The 15,818-nt window shown below is 70.0% G+C and carries 11 protein-coding genes; 7 read left to right on the forward strand and 4 right to left on the reverse strand.

All coding sequences use genetic code 11. The annotated features are described in order from the left end of the window. The first annotated feature begins 146 nt into the window (after nucleotides 1-146). Nucleotides 147-1,802: a glucose-6-phosphate isomerase gene (gene pgi / locus ACIBEI_RS28280; protein WP_398893054.1), complete on the forward strand. Its 1,656-nt coding sequence runs from the start codon at nucleotides 147-149 to the stop codon at nucleotides 1,800-1,802. 104 nt (nucleotides 1,803-1,906) lie between these two features. After that, nucleotides 1,907-2,878, forward strand: a complete 972-nt coding sequence (locus ACIBEI_RS28285; RefSeq protein WP_398893055.1) for a DUF3824 domain-containing protein — start codon at nucleotides 1,907-1,909, stop codon at nucleotides 2,876-2,878. 67 nt (nucleotides 2,879-2,945) lie between these two features. Here the strand turns inward: ACIBEI_RS28285 and ACIBEI_RS28290 are convergent, their stop codons facing one another. The 3 genes from ACIBEI_RS28290 to ACIBEI_RS28300 all read right to left on the reverse strand — a co-directional run bounded on the left by ACIBEI_RS28290 (nucleotide 2,946) and on the right by ACIBEI_RS28300 (nucleotide 6,654). Continuing rightward, nucleotides 2,946-5,237: an ABC transporter permease gene (locus ACIBEI_RS28290; protein ID WP_398893056.1), complete on the reverse strand. Its 2,292-nt coding sequence runs from the start codon at nucleotides 5,235-5,237 to the stop codon at nucleotides 2,946-2,948. 131 nt (nucleotides 5,238-5,368) lie between these two features. Next, a complete protein-coding gene (locus ACIBEI_RS28295; RefSeq protein WP_398893057.1) occupies nucleotides 5,369-6,142 on the reverse strand; it encodes an ABC transporter ATP-binding protein in 774 nt (257 codons plus the stop codon). Next, nucleotides 6,139-6,654, reverse strand: a complete 516-nt coding sequence (locus tag ACIBEI_RS28300) for a PadR family transcriptional regulator (RefSeq protein WP_055615073.1) — start codon at nucleotides 6,652-6,654, stop codon at nucleotides 6,139-6,141. The genes ACIBEI_RS28295 and ACIBEI_RS28300 overlap by 4 nt, the downstream gene beginning before the upstream one ends. A 165-nt stretch (nucleotides 6,655-6,819) precedes the next feature. Between ACIBEI_RS28300 and ACIBEI_RS28305 the strand changes: the two genes are divergently transcribed. The 5 genes from ACIBEI_RS28305 to ACIBEI_RS28325 all read left to right on the forward strand — a co-directional run bounded on the left by ACIBEI_RS28305 (nucleotide 6,820) and on the right by ACIBEI_RS28325 (nucleotide 13,548). Next, nucleotides 6,820-8,094, forward strand: coding sequence for an ABC transporter substrate-binding protein (locus ACIBEI_RS28305; RefSeq protein ID WP_398893058.1), 1,275 nt, complete (start codon nucleotides 6,820-6,822; stop codon nucleotides 8,092-8,094). A 162-nt stretch (nucleotides 8,095-8,256) separates the two neighbouring features. After that, nucleotides 8,257-9,930, forward strand: a complete 1,674-nt coding sequence (locus ACIBEI_RS28310) for a glycoside hydrolase family 13 protein (protein WP_398893059.1) — start codon at nucleotides 8,257-8,259, stop codon at nucleotides 9,928-9,930. Between the two features lie 86 nt (nucleotides 9,931-10,016). Then, nucleotides 10,017-11,342: an ABC transporter substrate-binding protein gene (locus ACIBEI_RS28315; protein WP_398893069.1), complete on the forward strand. Its 1,326-nt coding sequence runs from the start codon at nucleotides 10,017-10,019 to the stop codon at nucleotides 11,340-11,342. Between the two features lie 5 nt (nucleotides 11,343-11,347). Continuing rightward, nucleotides 11,348-12,712, forward strand: a complete 1,365-nt coding sequence (locus tag ACIBEI_RS28320; protein ID WP_398893060.1) for an ABC transporter permease subunit — start codon at nucleotides 11,348-11,350, stop codon at nucleotides 12,710-12,712. Then, a complete protein-coding gene (locus tag ACIBEI_RS28325; protein WP_398893061.1) occupies nucleotides 12,709-13,548 on the forward strand; it encodes a carbohydrate ABC transporter permease in 840 nt (279 codons plus the stop codon). The genes ACIBEI_RS28320 and ACIBEI_RS28325 overlap by 4 nt, the downstream gene beginning before the upstream one ends. Before the next feature lie 113 nt (nucleotides 13,549-13,661). Here ACIBEI_RS28325 and ACIBEI_RS28330 read toward each other — a convergent pair whose 3' ends face one another. Further along, the gene (locus ACIBEI_RS28330) at nucleotides 13,662-15,458 is read right to left on the reverse strand and encodes a coagulation factor 5/8 type domain-containing protein (RefSeq protein ID WP_398893062.1); all 1,797 of its coding nucleotides are present in this window, start codon (nucleotides 15,456-15,458) and stop codon (nucleotides 13,662-13,664) included. Nucleotides 15,459-15,818 lie beyond the last annotated feature (360 nt).

A 15,818-nucleotide genomic window follows, 5' to 3' on the forward strand; every position in this document is an offset into this window, starting at 1 on the left:
CTGATACGCGTGCTCCAGCCGGACGTATCTGTTGTTGAGCCGGACGACGGCGGGACGACAGCTCACGTCCCGCCCTGATCAATTAGGTTGGGACCGGCAGCGGGGCAAGGTACGCAGCACAGGCAGGAAAGAGGCGGAAGTCCCACATGAACGCAGACAGCCGTACCAGGCTCGACCAGACACCCGAGTGGACCGCTCTGGCCGGGCACTGGGAGGAACTCGGCGAGACGCAGCTCCGTGAGCTGTTCGCCCACAACCCCGGACGCGGCACCGGATACACGTTTCAGGTCGGCGATCTGCACGTCGACTACTCCAAGCACCTGATCACCGACGAGACGCTGCGGCTGCTGCGCGCGCTGGCCGCCGCCACGGACGTGTTCGGACTGCGGGACGCCATGTTCCGCGGCGAGAAGATCAACACGACCGAGGACCGCGCGGTCCTGCACACCGCGCTGCGCGCCCCGCGCGACGCCGTCGTCGAGGTCGACGGCGAGAACGTCGTACCGGCAGTGCACGCCGTCCTGGACAAGATGGCCGGCTTCGCCGAGCGCGTCCGCTCGGGCGAGTGGACCGGCCACACGGGCAAGCGCATCAAGAACGTCGTGAACATCGGCATCGGTGGCTCCGACCTCGGCCCGGCGATGGCCTACGAGGTGCTGCGCTCCTTCACCGACCGCGACCTGACCGTCCGCTTCGTGTCGAACGTGGACGGGGCCGACCTGCACGAGGCCGTACGGGACCTGGACCCGGCCGAGACGCTGTTCGTCATCGCCTCGAAGACGTTCACCACCATTGAGACGATCACCAACGCGACCTCCGCCCGCAACTGGCTCCTCACCGAGCTGAAGGCCGGTCAGGAAGCCGTCGCCAAGCACTTCGTGGCGCTGTCGACGAACGCCGAGAAGGTCGCGGACTTCGGTATCGACACGGCCAACATGTTTGAGTTCTGGGACTGGGTCGGCGGCCGCTACTCGTTCGACTCGGCGATCGGCCTGTCGCTGATGATCGCGATCGGCCCGGACCGCTTCCGGGAGATGCTCGACGGCTTCCATCTCGTCGACGAGCACTTCAGGACCGCGCCCGCCGAGTCCAACGTGCCTTTGCTGCTCGGCCTGTTGGGTGTCTGGTACGGCAACTTCCACGACGCCCAGTCGCACGTGGTGCTGCCGTACTCGCACTACCTGTCCAAGTTCACCGCGTACCTCCAGCAGCTCGACATGGAGTCCAACGGCAAGTCCGTGGACCGTGACGGGCGTCCCGTGGAGTGGGAGACGGGCCCTGTCGTGTGGGGCACGCCGGGCACCAACGGACAGCACGCGTACTACCAGCTCATCCACCAGGGCACGAAGCTGATCCCGGCGGACTTCATCGGTTTCGCCGAGCCGGTCGCCGATCTGCTGCCGGGTCTGGTCGCCCAGCACGACCTGCTGATGGCCAACTTCTTCGCACAGACGCAGGCGCTGGCCTTCGGCAAGACGCCGGACGAGGTGCGGGCGGAGGGCGTGCCCGAGGAGTTGGTGCCGCACAAGACGTTCAAGGGCAACCACCCGACGACCACCATCCTCGCCCGCGAGCTCACCCCGTCGGTGCTCGGCCAGCTCATCGCCCTCTACGAGCACAAGGTGTTCGTGCAGGGCGCGATCTGGAACATCGACTCCTTCGACCAGTGGGGCGTCGAGCTGGGCAAGGTCCTCGCCAAGCGTGTGGAGCCCGCGCTGACGGAGGGTGCGGAGGTGCCGGGCCTCGACGAGTCCACCACCGCGCTCGTGGCCAAGTACCGGGAGCTGCGCGGCCGGAAGTAGTCGTGGAGTAGTCGTGAGGGTCGGGAGGCGGACGGTGGAACGGCCGTCCGCCTCCCTTAGAATTTCGGGCGATCATGACGGCGAGGGCTCGGGGGGAGCTGAACATGGCTGGTTCGCGCGGAAGATGGCTCAGCCGCAATCTGTCGGTGGCGTCGATTCTGCAGCCCAAGGCCGTGGCGCAGGCGGTGTTCCACCCGGCGTGGATCCCGCCGGCGGTCGATCCGTCGGTGGAACGCCTCAAGCGTGTACGTGTCATCGCCGGAGCTGTGGCGGCATTCGGCGTGTACACGTTCGTCGAGGGCAGGTTCGACTTCAACGAGGTGCTCGAGAACATCGTGGTGGCGGCCCTCGTGCTGCTGTTCATCACCCCGCTGACCGTGGGCGTGATGCTCTTCGTCTGGCGGCGCACCGGCAGGATCCGCGAACTGCGCGGGTCCCTGTTCAACTCGCTCAAGCTGCTGCTCCTCTTCATCGTCATGGTCGTCGGGACGGTGCTGCTGTGGCAGCTGTCGATCCAGCTCGGAACCATCTATACGGTGGTGCTCGGCCTGCCGGCGATGTGGATCACCGGCATGCTGATGTACGGGGCCGTGCAGCTGTCCGGGAACTTCTTCGGTTCCGCCGCCGTGCACCGCGCCCTGCCGGCGCTGCTCGCCACCGTGACGACATGGCTGATGGCCCTTCCGGACCTGGTCACCGGTGATCTGCACGGGCTCAGCTTCAAGCTGGGGATCGTGTTCATTCTGGGCGCCCCGCTGACGGTCACGGGCATCGCCGCCCTGGAGCTGCACCGGCTCCGACGTCACCACGGCATCCGGCTGAGCGCGCATCCGTCGACGCTCCCGTCCCCGCGGCCGTACGCGCCGAACAACGGGTTCGTGCCGCCGCAGGGCAACATGTACCCGCCGCCGGGGCAGCCGTACGCGCCTCCCGGTCAGCCGTACATGCCGCCGGGACAGCCGTACGCACCGCCGGGCCGGCCGTACCCGCCCGGCAACGGTGCGCCGTACCCGCCGTACGTCCAGGGCAACCCGTACGGACCGCCCCAGCCGCCGCAGTCGCCGTACCGGTCCTGACCAGCCCTGCCCTGACCTGCTCGACTCGACCGTCCCGGCCGGCCCGTGGCCGACCCGGCCCGGCGGCTCAGGCCACCGCGCTCAGCGTGTCCGCGAGCCGTCGGCGGGCCGACCGGGCAGCGGGCAGGGCGGCGAGCGCGGCTGCGCCGAGGACGGCGGCCGCGCCCAGGAGCAGCAGCAGCCCGGGGGAGGGTCCCATGGCGATCCCGGCGCCGATGCCGCTCGACCTGCCCTGTGCGTCGATCAGCCAGTGGGCGAGCGGCACCCCCAGCGCCGCTGCGACGAGGACCGCGGCCAGTGCCGTGCACCCCGTGGCCGTCACCGTGACCGCGGTGATCTGGCGCGGGGTCAGCCCGATCGCCTTCAGCGCCAGCAGGTCCCGCTCGCCCTCGCGTACCGTGCCGCCGATCGCCGTGAGCAGCTCGATGAGGCCGATCAGGGCCAGTACGGCGATCAGTCCCACGACGACTCCGCGCAGCGGGGAGAGCCCGTCGGCCGGGTTCGGCACGGCGTGCACGCTGATGTCCCCGTGCGCGGCCTCGGTCAGCTCCGCGGCCACCCGCTGCGGGTCGGCGCCGGGGCGCAACTGGAGCTGATAGAGGGCCGGGCCGAGCCCGGGGTTGTTCTCCCGGAGGGTGTCGAGCGAGGTGGAGATGACCCGGCCGCTGTTCTCCGGCTCGATGCTGCGCCCGACGATGTGCAGGATCTGCGGCCGCTCGCCCACCGTGATCCGCACCCAGCTCCCGACCCGCACGTCCAGCAGGTCGAGCAGACCCTGGCCGGCCACCGCCTCGTCGGGGCCGCGCGCGGGGCGTCCCTCCGCCAGCGAGAACGGGTACGGATCCTTTTGCGTGCCGAGCCCGCGCAGGGCGATCGTGCCCGTCTGGCCCGGGACCAGGGCGGCCACCTCGACGCCCGGATGGACGGCGTCGACCTGCGGATTCCGGGCCAGCAGGGCGCGTACGTCCGGATCGGTCAGGGTCTCGTCCGCCCGTACGGTGAGCGCGGCCGCCAGACCGAGCTGGTCGGGCCTGCTGTGGAAGCGGTCGATGGTGGTCCAGGCGCTCATCGCCACGACGATCAGCAGCAGCGGCAGCGCCAGCCGGGCGAGTGTGGCCAGCGAGCGGGGCCGGCGCGAGAACGCCTTGTGCCACCCCAGGACCAGCGCGGACGGCAGCCGCAGCCCGAGGGCCCCGCGCGCCAGGCCCGACAGCCGGCCGCCCAGCGGAGCCGCGGCCCGCAGCCCGGGCACCGGAGGCACCTGTCCGGCACGCCAGGCGGCGAGCCCGGTCGTCGCGGCGATGAACAGCACCACGGCCACGGGCACGGCGAGCAGCGCCGCCGTGTGCCCCGGCAGCCCCTGCCACACACCGACCGCGTCGCCGAGACGCCCCGGGACCCGGTTGCCCAGGGCCTGGATGAGGACGGTGGCGAGCACGGCGCCGAGGAACGCGAACGCCACATGCTGGAGCAGGAAGATCCGCACCACCTGGCCCGGCGTGAAGCCGATCGCCTTCAGGACCGAGATGTCCCGCAGATGGCCGCGGATACGGGTGCCGATCGCCCCGTGCACGGCGAGCGCGGCGGCGACCAGGGCGCCAAGACCGAACAGGCCGAGGACCTGGCCGAGCAGCCGGTTGCCGCCCTGGGCCTCCGACCGTGCCTGCTGCCAGTGCGAGACGTCGGTGACCGCTCCCGGACCGAGCAGGGTGACGGCACGCTGGACGGCGTAGTTCGTGTCACCGGGATCGGTCAACCGCAGTCCGGTCACCTCGCCGCCGCGCCCTTCCGTCTGCCGTACGGCGGAGGGGAGGGCCCACACCAGGCCCGACCGCTCCCCGGGGCTGTAGCGGGGCTCGGCGCTGTCGGCCACGCCGAGGACGGTCAGGGTCCGGGCGGTGCCGGGCACGGTGAGGACGTCCCCGGGCTCGGCCCACAGAGCCCGGGCCAGGCTGCTCTCCAGCACCACACCGTCCGGCGCGGCGGGGTCGAGCCAGCGGCCGGAGGTGAGCAGCGGCCGGCCGGTCGCGGGCCGGCCGACGATGCCGCGCAGCTCGACGGAGGCACGGGTACCGCGCGACTCGACGGCGGCCGAGGCGGTGGGGTACGGGCCCGCGACGGACGTGACGCCGTCCACCTCGGCGAGTTCGCGCGCGTCGGCCGACGGGCCGGTGTGGATCCACACGTGCGCGCCCTGCGACTGGGTGAAGACCCGCTGCCAGGGGTTGGTCGCGTACCCGAAGAGCGCTGTGGCGAGCAGCAGCGAGGCGACGATCCCGGTGGTGGCGAGCACGATGAACAGTGCCTCGCCGCGATGCGTGCGCAGATCGGCGTGCGCCCAGCGCAGGGTGGCCCGCACGGCGGCTCAGCCCCTCGGCTCGCGCGCGAATGGCTGGCTGCGCGGCCCGCGCGCGAGGGGCCCGTTCCGCGGCCCGTGCACGGCGGAGAGGTCCTGGCGGATGGCCTTCGACAGAGGCTCGCGCACGCCGCTCAGTCCCTCAGTTCCAGCACGCCGGATATCCCCGTGCCGCGGCGCGCGGGCGCGGTGTCCAGCTCCGCGTCGTCGGCGATACGGCCGTCGAAGAAGCTGATCACCCGGTCCGCGGCGCTCGCGAGCCGTGCGTCATGGGTGACCAGCACGATGGTCTGGCCGCGCTCGTGGAAGCGGGACAGCAGCCGGGTCACCTCGCGGGTGCCCTTGCTGTCCAGGCTGCCCGCGGGCTCGTCGGCCAGCAGCAGGGGCGGGTGGTTGACCAGGGCGCGGGCCAGCGCGACCCGCTGCTGCTCGCCGCCGGACAGCTCGCCCGGCATGCTGCGCTCCTTGCCCTCCAGGCCCAGCTCGGCGAGGAGCCGCTCGCGCTCGGCGCGGGCCTGCTTGGGGGAGAGGCCGGCGAGCAGGGCGGGCAGCTCGACGTTGTCGGCGACCGACAGGTTCGAGACGAGGTTGAAGAACTGGAAGACGATGCCGATGCGGCGCCGGCGCTCGACCGCCCAGCGGGCCTCGCTGTACGCGTCCGTGCACGCGCCGTCGAGCCAGATGCTGCCGGAGTCCGGTCGCTGGAGCCCGCCGAGCAGATGCAGCAGCGTCGACTTCCCGGCGCCCGAGGGACCCGTGACGGCGACGAACTCACCCTGCCGTACGGCGAGGTCCACGCCCCGCACGGCATGCGCGGGGGCGCCCTCGCCGTAGTGGGTCTTGACCAGGCCCTCGGCGCGCAGCAGGGGAGCGCCCTCGGCGCGCGACGAAGGAGCGGTGCGGCTCACTCCAGCTCCTCCAATTCCTCCTGGCAGCGTTCCAGCCAGTCGAGGTCGGCCTGCAGATGCAGCATGGCGCCCTCTATGAGCAGCTGGGAGATGCGGTTGTCCCGGCTCTCGGTCGCGGCGAGTTTCGACAGGCTGCGCATGGTGTTCAGGTACTCGCGCCGCTGTTTGTTGATCAGGGTGATCTGGTCGGCGAGTCCGGTCTGCGGCGCGAGCGCGAGCTTCATGAAGAACTCGTCCCGCACGCGCGGCTCGTCCGCCGTCTCCTCGTACCAGGCGCGCAGCGCCTCACGCCCGGCTTCGGTGAGGTGGTAGATCTTCTTGTTGGGCCGGCTCGACTGCTCGACTTCCTCGCCCTCGATCAGTCCCGACTTCTCGAGGCGGCCGAGCGTCACATAGATCTGGCCGACGTTCGGCTGAGGGTACGCGGAGCCCAGCAGTTGCTCAAGGTCCTGCTTGAGCTCGTATCCGTGGGCCGGGCCGCGCGCCAGCAGGGCCAGGAGGGGCAGCCGCACCAGTGCTCTCCTCCACCCTTTCTCTCGGTTCGCCTCGGGGGCGCTCCAGCCGATGTCGAGGGGCCGATGTGCCGCAGGCCCTAGTATCGCCCATACCTAACAGGTATACATGGCCTCTGACTCCGGGCGAAGGTGCCCGGCAGCCGGAGTACCAAGGAGGAACCTATGCGGTGGATACATGCCGCGGGTAGGGGACTCCTGGTCGCGGCGGTGGTTCTGACCGGTTACGTCGCCTCGGGCGCGCAGGCCGACGGAGCGCGCGGCGGCGGCCGGGGTCCGCTCACGCTGGCCACCGCGGGCGATCTCACCAGCTATCTGGGTCCGTTGCTCGAAGGCTGGAACCGTACTCACCCCGGCGAGAAGGTCACCCTCGTCGAGCTCCCGGACTCCGCCGACGAGACCCGGGCGCAGATGACCACCGACCTGCGCGGCGTCGACCGGAGCCGCTTCGACGTCCTCAACATCGACGTCGCCTGGACCTCGGAGTTCGCCGCCGCAGGCTGGATCTCCCCGCTGTCCCGGGACCGCTTCCCGCTCGACGGCTTCCTGCCGCAGGTCGAGGACACGGCGACGTACGACGGACGGCTGTACGCGGTCCCGTACGTCACCAACGCGGGACTTCTCCTCTACCGCAAGGACATCCTCGACAAGGAGGGTGTCGAGCCCCCGCGCACCTGGGCCGAGCTGGAGAAACAGGCGAAGGCCATCGCGCCGAAGTACGGACTCGACGGCTACGCGGGTCAGTTCCTGCCCTACGAGGGGCTCACGGTGAACGCCGCCGAGGCGGTCTACTCGGCGGGCGGCACGATCCTCGGCGACGAGGGCGAACGCGTCACCGTCGACTCGGCGGCGGCCCGCGAGGGCATCGGCTTCCTCGCCCGCGGCGTGCGTGACGGCTGGATCCCCGAGAAGGCGCTGACGTACAAGGAGGAGGAGTCCAAGCAGGCCTTCCAGGACGGCCGGCTCCTCTTCCTGCGCAACTGGCCGTACGCCTATGTCGGCGCCTCCGCCAAGGGCTCGGCGGTCGCCGGGAAGATCGGCGCGGTGCCGCTGCCCGGGCCCGACGGACCGGGCGCGAGTGTGCTCGGCGGTTCCAACCTCGCCGTCAGCGCGCATGCCCACCACCCCGATTCCGCCGCGCGCCTCATCTCCTACCTGACGAGCGAGCGGGTGCAGCGTCTGGTCCTCACCGAGGGCGCGCTGCCGCCCGTGCGGGCCGCGCTCTACCGGGACCCGGAGCTGATCCGGCGGTTCCCGTATCTGCCGACGCTGCGCGCGAGCGTCGCGGCGGCGGCGCCGCGTCCCAAGAGCCCCCGCTACGACCAGGTCAGTCTGGCCGTGCAGGCCGTGGTGCAGGACGCGATGACCGGGCGCCAGACGCCCGAGGCCGCGGTGCGACGTCTCGCGCGCGAGCTGGCGGACATCTCCCGCCGGGGCTGACCCCTCCTTCCGGCACATTCAACAGGTCCTAGTTACTTGTTAGGTAACGGGCGCGTCTCGTCTTCGGTCTCATTGGATGGAAATATCCTGTTATTAAAGACCAACTTCTGAGTACTCTCCGCCTACTCGTTGACACCTGCGCGACACGGCTACTTAACATGCATGCATAACCGGAGGCACGCACAGACAGGTCAACGGGTGACGATCGACATGCACCGCTGGTGGCGCGACGCAGTGATCTACCAGGTCTACGTCCGGAGCTTTCTGGACAGCACCGGGGACGGCATCGGCGATCTCGCCGGAGTCAGGGCCGGACTGCCGTATCTGAAGAAGCTGGGCGTCGACGGCGTCTGGCTGAGCCCCTTCTACCCCTCGCCGCAGCACGACCACGGCTACGACGTGGCCGACTACTGCGACGTCGACCCGGTCTTCGGCGACCTCGGCGAGTTCGACCTGCTGATGACGGACGCCCGGCGGCTCGGCGTCAAGGTGCTCCTGGACATCGTCCCCAACCACTGCTCGGAGGAGCACCCGTGGTTCCGGGAGGCACTGGCCGCGGCACCGGGCAGCGAGGCCCGCGCCCGCTTCCACTTCGCCGACGGCCGGGGCCCGGACGGGTCCGAGCCGCCCAACAACTGGCACTCCATGTTCGGCGGCCCCGCCTGGAGCCGGGTCACCGAGCAGGACGGCACCCCCGGCCAGTGGTACCTGCACATGTTCACGCCCGAGCAGCCCGACCTGAACTGGCGCAACCCCGAGGTCGGCGCCCACTTCGACCACGCCCTGCGCTTCTGGCTCGACCGGGGCGTCGACGGCTTCCGCATCGACGTCGCCGCCGGCCTCTACAAGCACCCCGAGCTGCCGGACTCGCCCGACCCCGAAGCCGACGCCCGCACCCGCGACTCGGTCAACCCGCTCGCCTGGAACCAGCCCGAGGTGCACGACGTCTGGCGGCGCTGGCGGTCGGTGTGCGAGGAGTACACCGACCGCGACGGCCAGGAGCGGCTGCTCGTCGGCGAGGTCTCCGTGCCGACCGCCCGCGAACACGCCCTGTACGTACGCCACGACGAACTGCACCAGGCCTTCTTCTTCGACCTGCTCAGCGCGCCCTGGAACGCCGACGCCTTCCGCAAGGTCATCTCCCACGCCATGCAGGACATCGCCGGCACCGGCTCGACGGTCACCTGGGTCCTCAACAACCACGACCAGGTCCGCACGGTCACCCGCTACGGCGAACTGGGCACCGAGGGCAGCGGTCTGGGCGCCGCCCGCGCCCGCGCCGCCGCGCTGCTGATGCTGGCGCTGCCCGGAGCCGCGTACATCTACCAGGGCGAGGAGCTCGGGCTGCCCGAGGTCGTCGATCTGCCCGACGACGTGCTCACCGACCCGATCTTCCGCCGCACCGGCAGCCGCGCCCGGATCCGCGACGGCTGCCGGGTGCCGCTGCCGTGGTCGGGGCACGCCTCACCGTTCGGCTTCACCTCCGGCGCCGAGAGCGCCAAGCCATGGCTGCCGCAGCCCGCCTACTTCGCCGAGTACGCCACCGACCGCGCCCTCGCCGACACCCACTCCTTCTGGCACCTCTACCGCGACGGACTCCAACTGCGGGCCGGACTGCCCCAGTTGGGCGAGGGCGCGCTGCGCTGGCTGGACACCCAGCCGGGCGTCCTCGCCTTCGTCCGGGGTGACGGCCTCGTCTGCGCCGTCAACTTCGGTACGGCGCCGACGTCCGCGCCGGTCTCCGGCACCCCCCTGTTGTCCAGCGGCCCCTGCGCGCCCGGCGTCCTGCCCGGCTCGACGGCCGCCTGGTGGATCAGCGACTGCACCAACCCCTGAGCCACCAACCCCTGAGCCACCAACTCCACGATCACCCGCTCCAGTTGATCATCCGTCAATTCCCCTGCCCTCGAAGGACATCAATGATGATGCGACGACGTACGACCCTGCTCACGAGCTGCATAGCCCTCGCGCTCTCCGTCGGTGCCACCGCCTGCGGAGGCGGCGACGTCTCCGCAGGCGGCGGCGACAAGCCGCTCAACGGCCAGACGATCAACGTGGCCGGTGTCTGGTCCGGCAGCGAGCAGAAGAACTTCCAGAAGGTCCTGGACGCGTTCACCGAGAAGACCGGCGCCAAGACCCAGTTCACCTCCACCGGCGACAACGTCTCCACGGTCGTCGGCAGCAAGATCGAGGGCGGCAACGCCCCCGACGTGGTGATGGTCCCGCAGGTCGGCGTGCTCCAGCAGTTCGCGAAGGAGGGCTGGCTCAAGCCGCTGTCCGCGACGGCCCAGAAGTCCGTCGACGCCAACTACGCGAGCGTGTGGAAGAACTACGGCAGCGTCGACGGCACCCTGTACGGCCTGTACTTCAAGGCCGCCCACAAGTCGACCGTCTGGTACAGCCCCGACGCCCTCGACGAGGCGGGCGTCAAGACGCCGACGACGTACGACGCCATGCTGGAGGCCGGGCAGACCGTCTCGGAGTCGGGCCTCGCCGCCTTCTCCGTCGCCGGACAGGACGGCTGGACGCTCACCGACTGGTTCGAGAACGTCTACCTCTCACAGGCAGGCCCGGAGAAGTACGACGCCCTGGCCGCCCACAAGATCAAGTGGACAGACCCGACCGTGGTCGAGGCCCTCACCACCCTCGGCAAGCTCTTCAAGGACAAGGAGCTGATAGCCGGCGGCCAGAAGGGCGCGCTGAACACCGACTTCCCCGGCTCCGTCGAGAAGGTCTTCGGGCCCGAGCCCACGGCGGGCATGGTCTACGAGGGCGACTTCGTGGCCGGCGTCGCCAAGGACCAGTTCGGCAGGAAGATCGGCGAGGACGCGGACTTCTTCCCCTTCCCCGCGGTCGGTGACGGCAAGGCACCCGTGGTCAGCGGCGGCGACGCGGCCGTCGTCCTCAAGGACGGCAAGAACCAGAAGGCCGCCATGGAGTTCCTGGAGTACCTCACGACCCCCGAGGCCTCCGCGGTCTGGGCCGAGGCCGGCGGCTTCCTCTCCCCGAACAAGAAGCTCGACCTCGCCTCCTACGGCGACGACATCACCCGAGAAACCGCCAAGTCCCTGGTGGACGCGGGGGATTCGGTCCGCTTCGACATGTCGGACCAGGCCCCTGCCGCGTTCGGCGGTACCAAGGGCGCCGGCGAGTGGAAGCTCCTCCAGGACTTCCTGCGCGACCCGTCCGACCCGAAGGGGACCGCTGCCGCGCTGGAGCAGGCGGCGGCCAAGGCGTACAAGGGCTGATCGCCGTGACCGCCACGCTCCTCAAAGAGGCGAGCCCGCCGCCCGTCGCCCCGGCCGACCGCGACCGCAAACGGCGTGCTCGGCGCCGGGCCCGGATCATCGCCGTCGCGTTCGTCTTCCCCGCCCTGCTCCTGCTCGGCGCGCTCGTCGTCTACCCCGTGCTGTTCTCCGTGGGCCGCAGCTTCTTCGACGCCTCCGGCGACCGGTTCGTGGGTGGCGACAACTACACCGAGATGTTCCGCGACCCCGCCACGCTCAAGGCCGTCCGCAACACGGCCATCTGGGTCGTCGTCGCGCCGACGCTGCTCACCGGGCTCGGGCTCGTGCTCGCCGTCCTCGTCGAGAAGATCCGCTGGGCGACGGCGTTCAAGCTCCTGCTGTTCATGCCGATGGCCGTCTCCTTCCTCGCCGCGGGCATCATCTTCCGGCTCGCGTACGACGAGGACCCCGAGAAGGGCGTCCTGAACGCCGCCGCCGTCTCCGTGCACGACGCCTTCAAGGACGCGTCGTCGTACCCGAACGCCCGGGCCCGCGAGGGCCAGGGCCTGACCAAGGCGGCGGACGGCTCGTACGGTACGACGGCCGCCGCGTCCCCCGGCGACACCGTCGGGCTCGGTCTGGTGGGCGTACGTACCGAGGACCTGCCGGGGAGCGCGCGACCCGCGTACTCGGCGGCGACCGGGAAGGCGTCGGCCGACGAACTGCGCGGTGTCGTCTACCTGGACTTCACACGGGGCGGGGGAGGGGAGCAGGGCAAGGTCGACAGGACGGAGAGCGGGCTGCCGGAGATGAGGGTCGAGGCGGTGCGCGACGGCAAGACCGTGGCGAGCGGCACCACCGCGGCCGACGGATCCTTCCGCTTCCAGGGCCTCGATCCGGGCTCGTACACCGTGCGGCTGCCCGCCTCGAACTTCGCCCCGCCGTACGAGGGCATCTCCTGGCTCGGTCCCGCGCTCGTGACGCCCGCCATCATCGGCGCGTACCTGTGGATCTGGACCGGCTTCGCCATGGTGCTCATCGGCGCCGGGCTCGCCGCCCTGCCGCGCGACGCGCTGGAGGCGGCCCGGATGGACGGCGCGAACGAGTGGCAGATCTTCCGCCGGATCACCGTGCCGCTGCTCGCGCCCGTCCTCACCGTGGTCTTCGTGACCCTGGTGATCAACGTGATGAAGGTCTTCGACCTCGTCTACATCATCGCGCCGGGCCCGGTGCAGGAGGACGCCACCGTGCTCGCCACCCAGATGTGGCTGGTGTCGTTCGGCGGCGGCAACAACCAGGGCCTGGGCAGTGCCCTGGGGGTCCTTCTCCTGCTCCTGGTGATCCCCGCCATGGTCTTCAACGTCCGCCGTTTCCGAGGGAGTCAGCGATGAACGCGATCAGGCGGTGGCTCGCGAGCAGCCTCGTGCAGGCGTTCCTGGTGGTGATCGGCCTGGTCTGGCTCACTCCGCTCGCCGGGCTGTTCCTCTCCTCGCTGCGGTCCGCCCAGGAGACCGCGACGGGTGGCTGGTGGACCGCGCTGGCCTCTCCCTCGCAGCTGTCCTTCGACAACTACTCGGCGCTGCTGGGCAATTCGGGGATGACGCAGGCGTTCTGGAACACGGTGCTGATCTCGGTGCCGACCACATTCCTCGTCGTCGTCATCGCCGCGCTCGCCGGATATGCCTTCGCCTGGCTGGACTTCCCCGGGCGGGACCCCCTTTTCCTGCTGGTGGTCGCGCTGTTGGTGGTGCCCGTGCAGATCGGGCTGCTGCCCGTGGCCAAACTCTTCGGGCAGCTGGGGCTGTTCGGCACGATTCCCGGAGTCGTGTTGTTCCACGTCTCGTACGGGCTGCCGTTCGCGATCTTCCTGCTGCGGAACTACTTCGCGGAGATGCCGAAGGAGATGCTGGAGGCGGCTCGGATGGACGGGGGCGGGGAGTGGCGGATCTTCACGCGGTTGGTATTGCCGGTGGGGCGGCCGGCCATCGCCTCTCTCGCCATCTTCCAGTTCCTTTGGGTCTGGAACGACATGCTCGTCGCGCTGCTCTTCGCCGACAGCTCCTCGCAGCCGTTGACGGTTGAACTCCAGTCGCAGATCCGGCAGTTCGGCAGCAACATCGACGTGCTCGCGCCCGGGGCGTTTCTGTCGCTGGTTGTGCCGGTGGTGGTCTTCTTCGCCTTCCAGAAGCACTTTGTGCAGGGGGTGATGGCGGGTTCGGTGAAGTGACGTCCCTCGGGAGGCGAGAGGCGAGAGGTGGGGGGCGGGGGTGGATTTCCTGCCTCCCGCCCCCCCTACCGGCCCCTCACGGTGGACCGGACCGGTCCCTCCCGGTGGTCCGGTCAGGGGTACGAGGTCACCACGGACGGCACTGTGTTCGTTCCCGAGGTCGGCGAGCCCGTGTCGTTGATGACGCGCTCGTACTGACCCTGACCGCCGAGTGAGATGACCATGATGTTGTGGAACTTCACGTTCGGATTGACCGGCGTCGCGAATCCGTGGTGCTGGAGGATCGCCGGATTGACGTTGTAGTAGCAGTAGCTGCCCATGCCCCATGCCTCGTGCGTGGTCACGGTGTCGGCGACCTTGTAGGCCGCGTACCCCTTGATCGCGCCGTTCTGGATGGCGGCCTGGTTCGGAGCGTCGTACGCCTTCTCGTTCTGGAAGAAGATCGTGCGGCCGCCCTGGCCGTACCACTGGACGTCGTACTTGTTGAAGTGCTCGACGAACAGCCCGGTGGCCAGCACGTCGTTGCCGTTGACGCGGACGCCGTAGTCGGCACGGTTGGTCTCCCAGCCGACTCCGGCGCCGTGGTCGGCGCGCCAGACCCAGGTGTGGTCGATGATCGTGTGGCGGCTGTTGATCACCATGCTGGTGGTGGCCTTGCCGGCGCCCGCGCCGCCGATGCGGATGAAGACGTCCTGCACCGTGGTCGGGTTGACGGAGTGGTCGGCCGAAGCGCCGGTGGGGCCGACCTCGAGGAGCGTGGCGGAGTTGACGGGCCCGGCGTCGATGAGGAAGCCCGCGAGGCGGACGCCGTCGACATCGGCCACCTTGAGCGCGGTGACACCGTTGTCCGGGATCAGGGTGGCGTAACCGAGGCCGAGGACCACGGTGTTGGCACGGTTGACCTGGATCGGCTGGTCGAGGTGGTAGATCCCCGGCGTCAGCAGCAGATGCAGGCCTTGCGTGAGCGCCTCGTTGAGGGTGGCGGCGGTGACGCCGGGCTTCGCCACGTAGAACTGCGTCAGCGCCAGTGACGTACCGCGAGGCGTGCCGGCTCCCCAGGTGGTGCCGCGCGCGTTGACGCGCTTCTCCGGCAGGAAGACGCGGTACTCCGTGCCGTTGAGGTAGAGGAACGGCTTCTCGCGGGAGATCGGCGTGGTGTTGAGAGTGGTGTACGGCGGGTTCGGGAAGGTCTGCGCCGGGGCGCCCTCGACGCCCGAGAACACCATGTTCCAGACGGCGTTGAGCCAGCCGCCCACAAAGCTGTCGCGGGTGTACCACTGCTGCTGCGAGTACGGACCGACCGTGCCGTCGATGCGGCTGTCGGCGATGTAGCCGCCGCTGGCCCAGCCGTAGCCGTTGGGGGAGAGGTTGAGGCCGCCCCGGATGTGCATGCGCCGGAACGGAGCGGCCTGCGCGACCGCCCAGCGGTTGGTGCCGTTGACCGGGGTGAGAGCGAGGTTCTCCGCCGAACGCCAGAAGTTCTGGGTGGCGTTGCCGTTGAACCAGCCCGCGTCAACGGTCACGTCCCCGTTGATCGAGGTGTCGTCGGGAGACAGACCGAGCCCGGCGATGGAGGTGTAGAAGCCGAGTTGGGCGTTGAGCCCGCTGTACGTGCCCGGCTTGAACAGCAGTTGATAGCGGCCCGTGCCGAACTGCGCCGTCTCCTGCTGGGCGAATATCTGGTCCAGCTTGGCCTGGATACCGGAGGTGGACGGGTCGAAGACGATGACGTTCGGGCCGAGATCGCCACCTCCCGGCAGGGCCCGGGCGCGGGCGGGAGCGGCGGATGCCGACGACGACAGGGCGAGCAGCCCCGGCGCGGCTGCCGCCGCGGCCACGGCGCCGAGAACCGACCGGCGAGCGAGGGGAGTTCTGCCGGAGGACGAGGAATCTGTGGGCGAAGGGGTCATGGGGGGCGACACTCCTGGTTCATGAAATGAACGGTGGGGGGTTCTGGGAGCGCTCTCTCGCCGATGAATGCTTCATCCACGTGAACCACACGTCAAGAGTTGTGACCGGAGTCCATACATGCTGTTACTGAGTGAACATCAACTGATCTCGCCGTTCCGGTCGAGATGAGACCGGAAGCGGGGAGGGAGTGCTGCGGGTTCCGGTGTGGGGGTGTGTTGTCGGGTGCGGGCCGGTGGGGGCTGGTCGCGCAGTTCCCCGCGCCCCTAAGGGGTGCTTTCAGAAAGCCGGGTGTTTGCGGGCGAGGGTCATGCAGTGGGCGAGCTGGAGGAAGGCGTCGTGCATGTCGTCTCTGGTTTCCC

Source organism: Streptomyces sp. NPDC050988, assembly GCF_044456225.1.
GTDB lineage: Bacteria > Actinomycetota > Actinomycetes > Streptomycetales > Streptomycetaceae > Streptomyces.

Bases quoted from the DNA above. Each gene is read 5' to 3' on its own strand.
- ACIBEI_RS28285 (WP_398893055.1), top strand. From the start codon at position 1,907: ATGGCTGGTTCGCGCGGAAGATGGCTCAGCCGCAATCTGTCGGTGGCG.
- ACIBEI_RS28305 (WP_398893058.1), top strand. From the start codon at position 6,820: ATGCGGTGGATACATGCCGCGGGTAGGGGACTCCTGGTCGCGGCGGTG.
- ACIBEI_RS28330 (WP_398893062.1), bottom strand. From the start codon at position 15,458: ATGACCCCTTCGCCCACAGATTCCTCGTCCTCCGGCAGAACTCCCCTC.
- ACIBEI_RS28325 (WP_398893061.1), top strand. From the start codon at position 12,709: ATGAACGCGATCAGGCGGTGGCTCGCGAGCAGCCTCGTGCAGGCGTTC.
- ACIBEI_RS28315 (WP_398893069.1), top strand. From the start codon at position 10,017: ATGATGCGACGACGTACGACCCTGCTCACGAGCTGCATAGCCCTCGCG.
- ACIBEI_RS28310 (WP_398893059.1), top strand. From the start codon at position 8,257: ATGCATAACCGGAGGCACGCACAGACAGGTCAACGGGTGACGATCGAC.
- pgi (WP_398893054.1), top strand. From the start codon at position 147: ATGAACGCAGACAGCCGTACCAGGCTCGACCAGACACCCGAGTGGACC.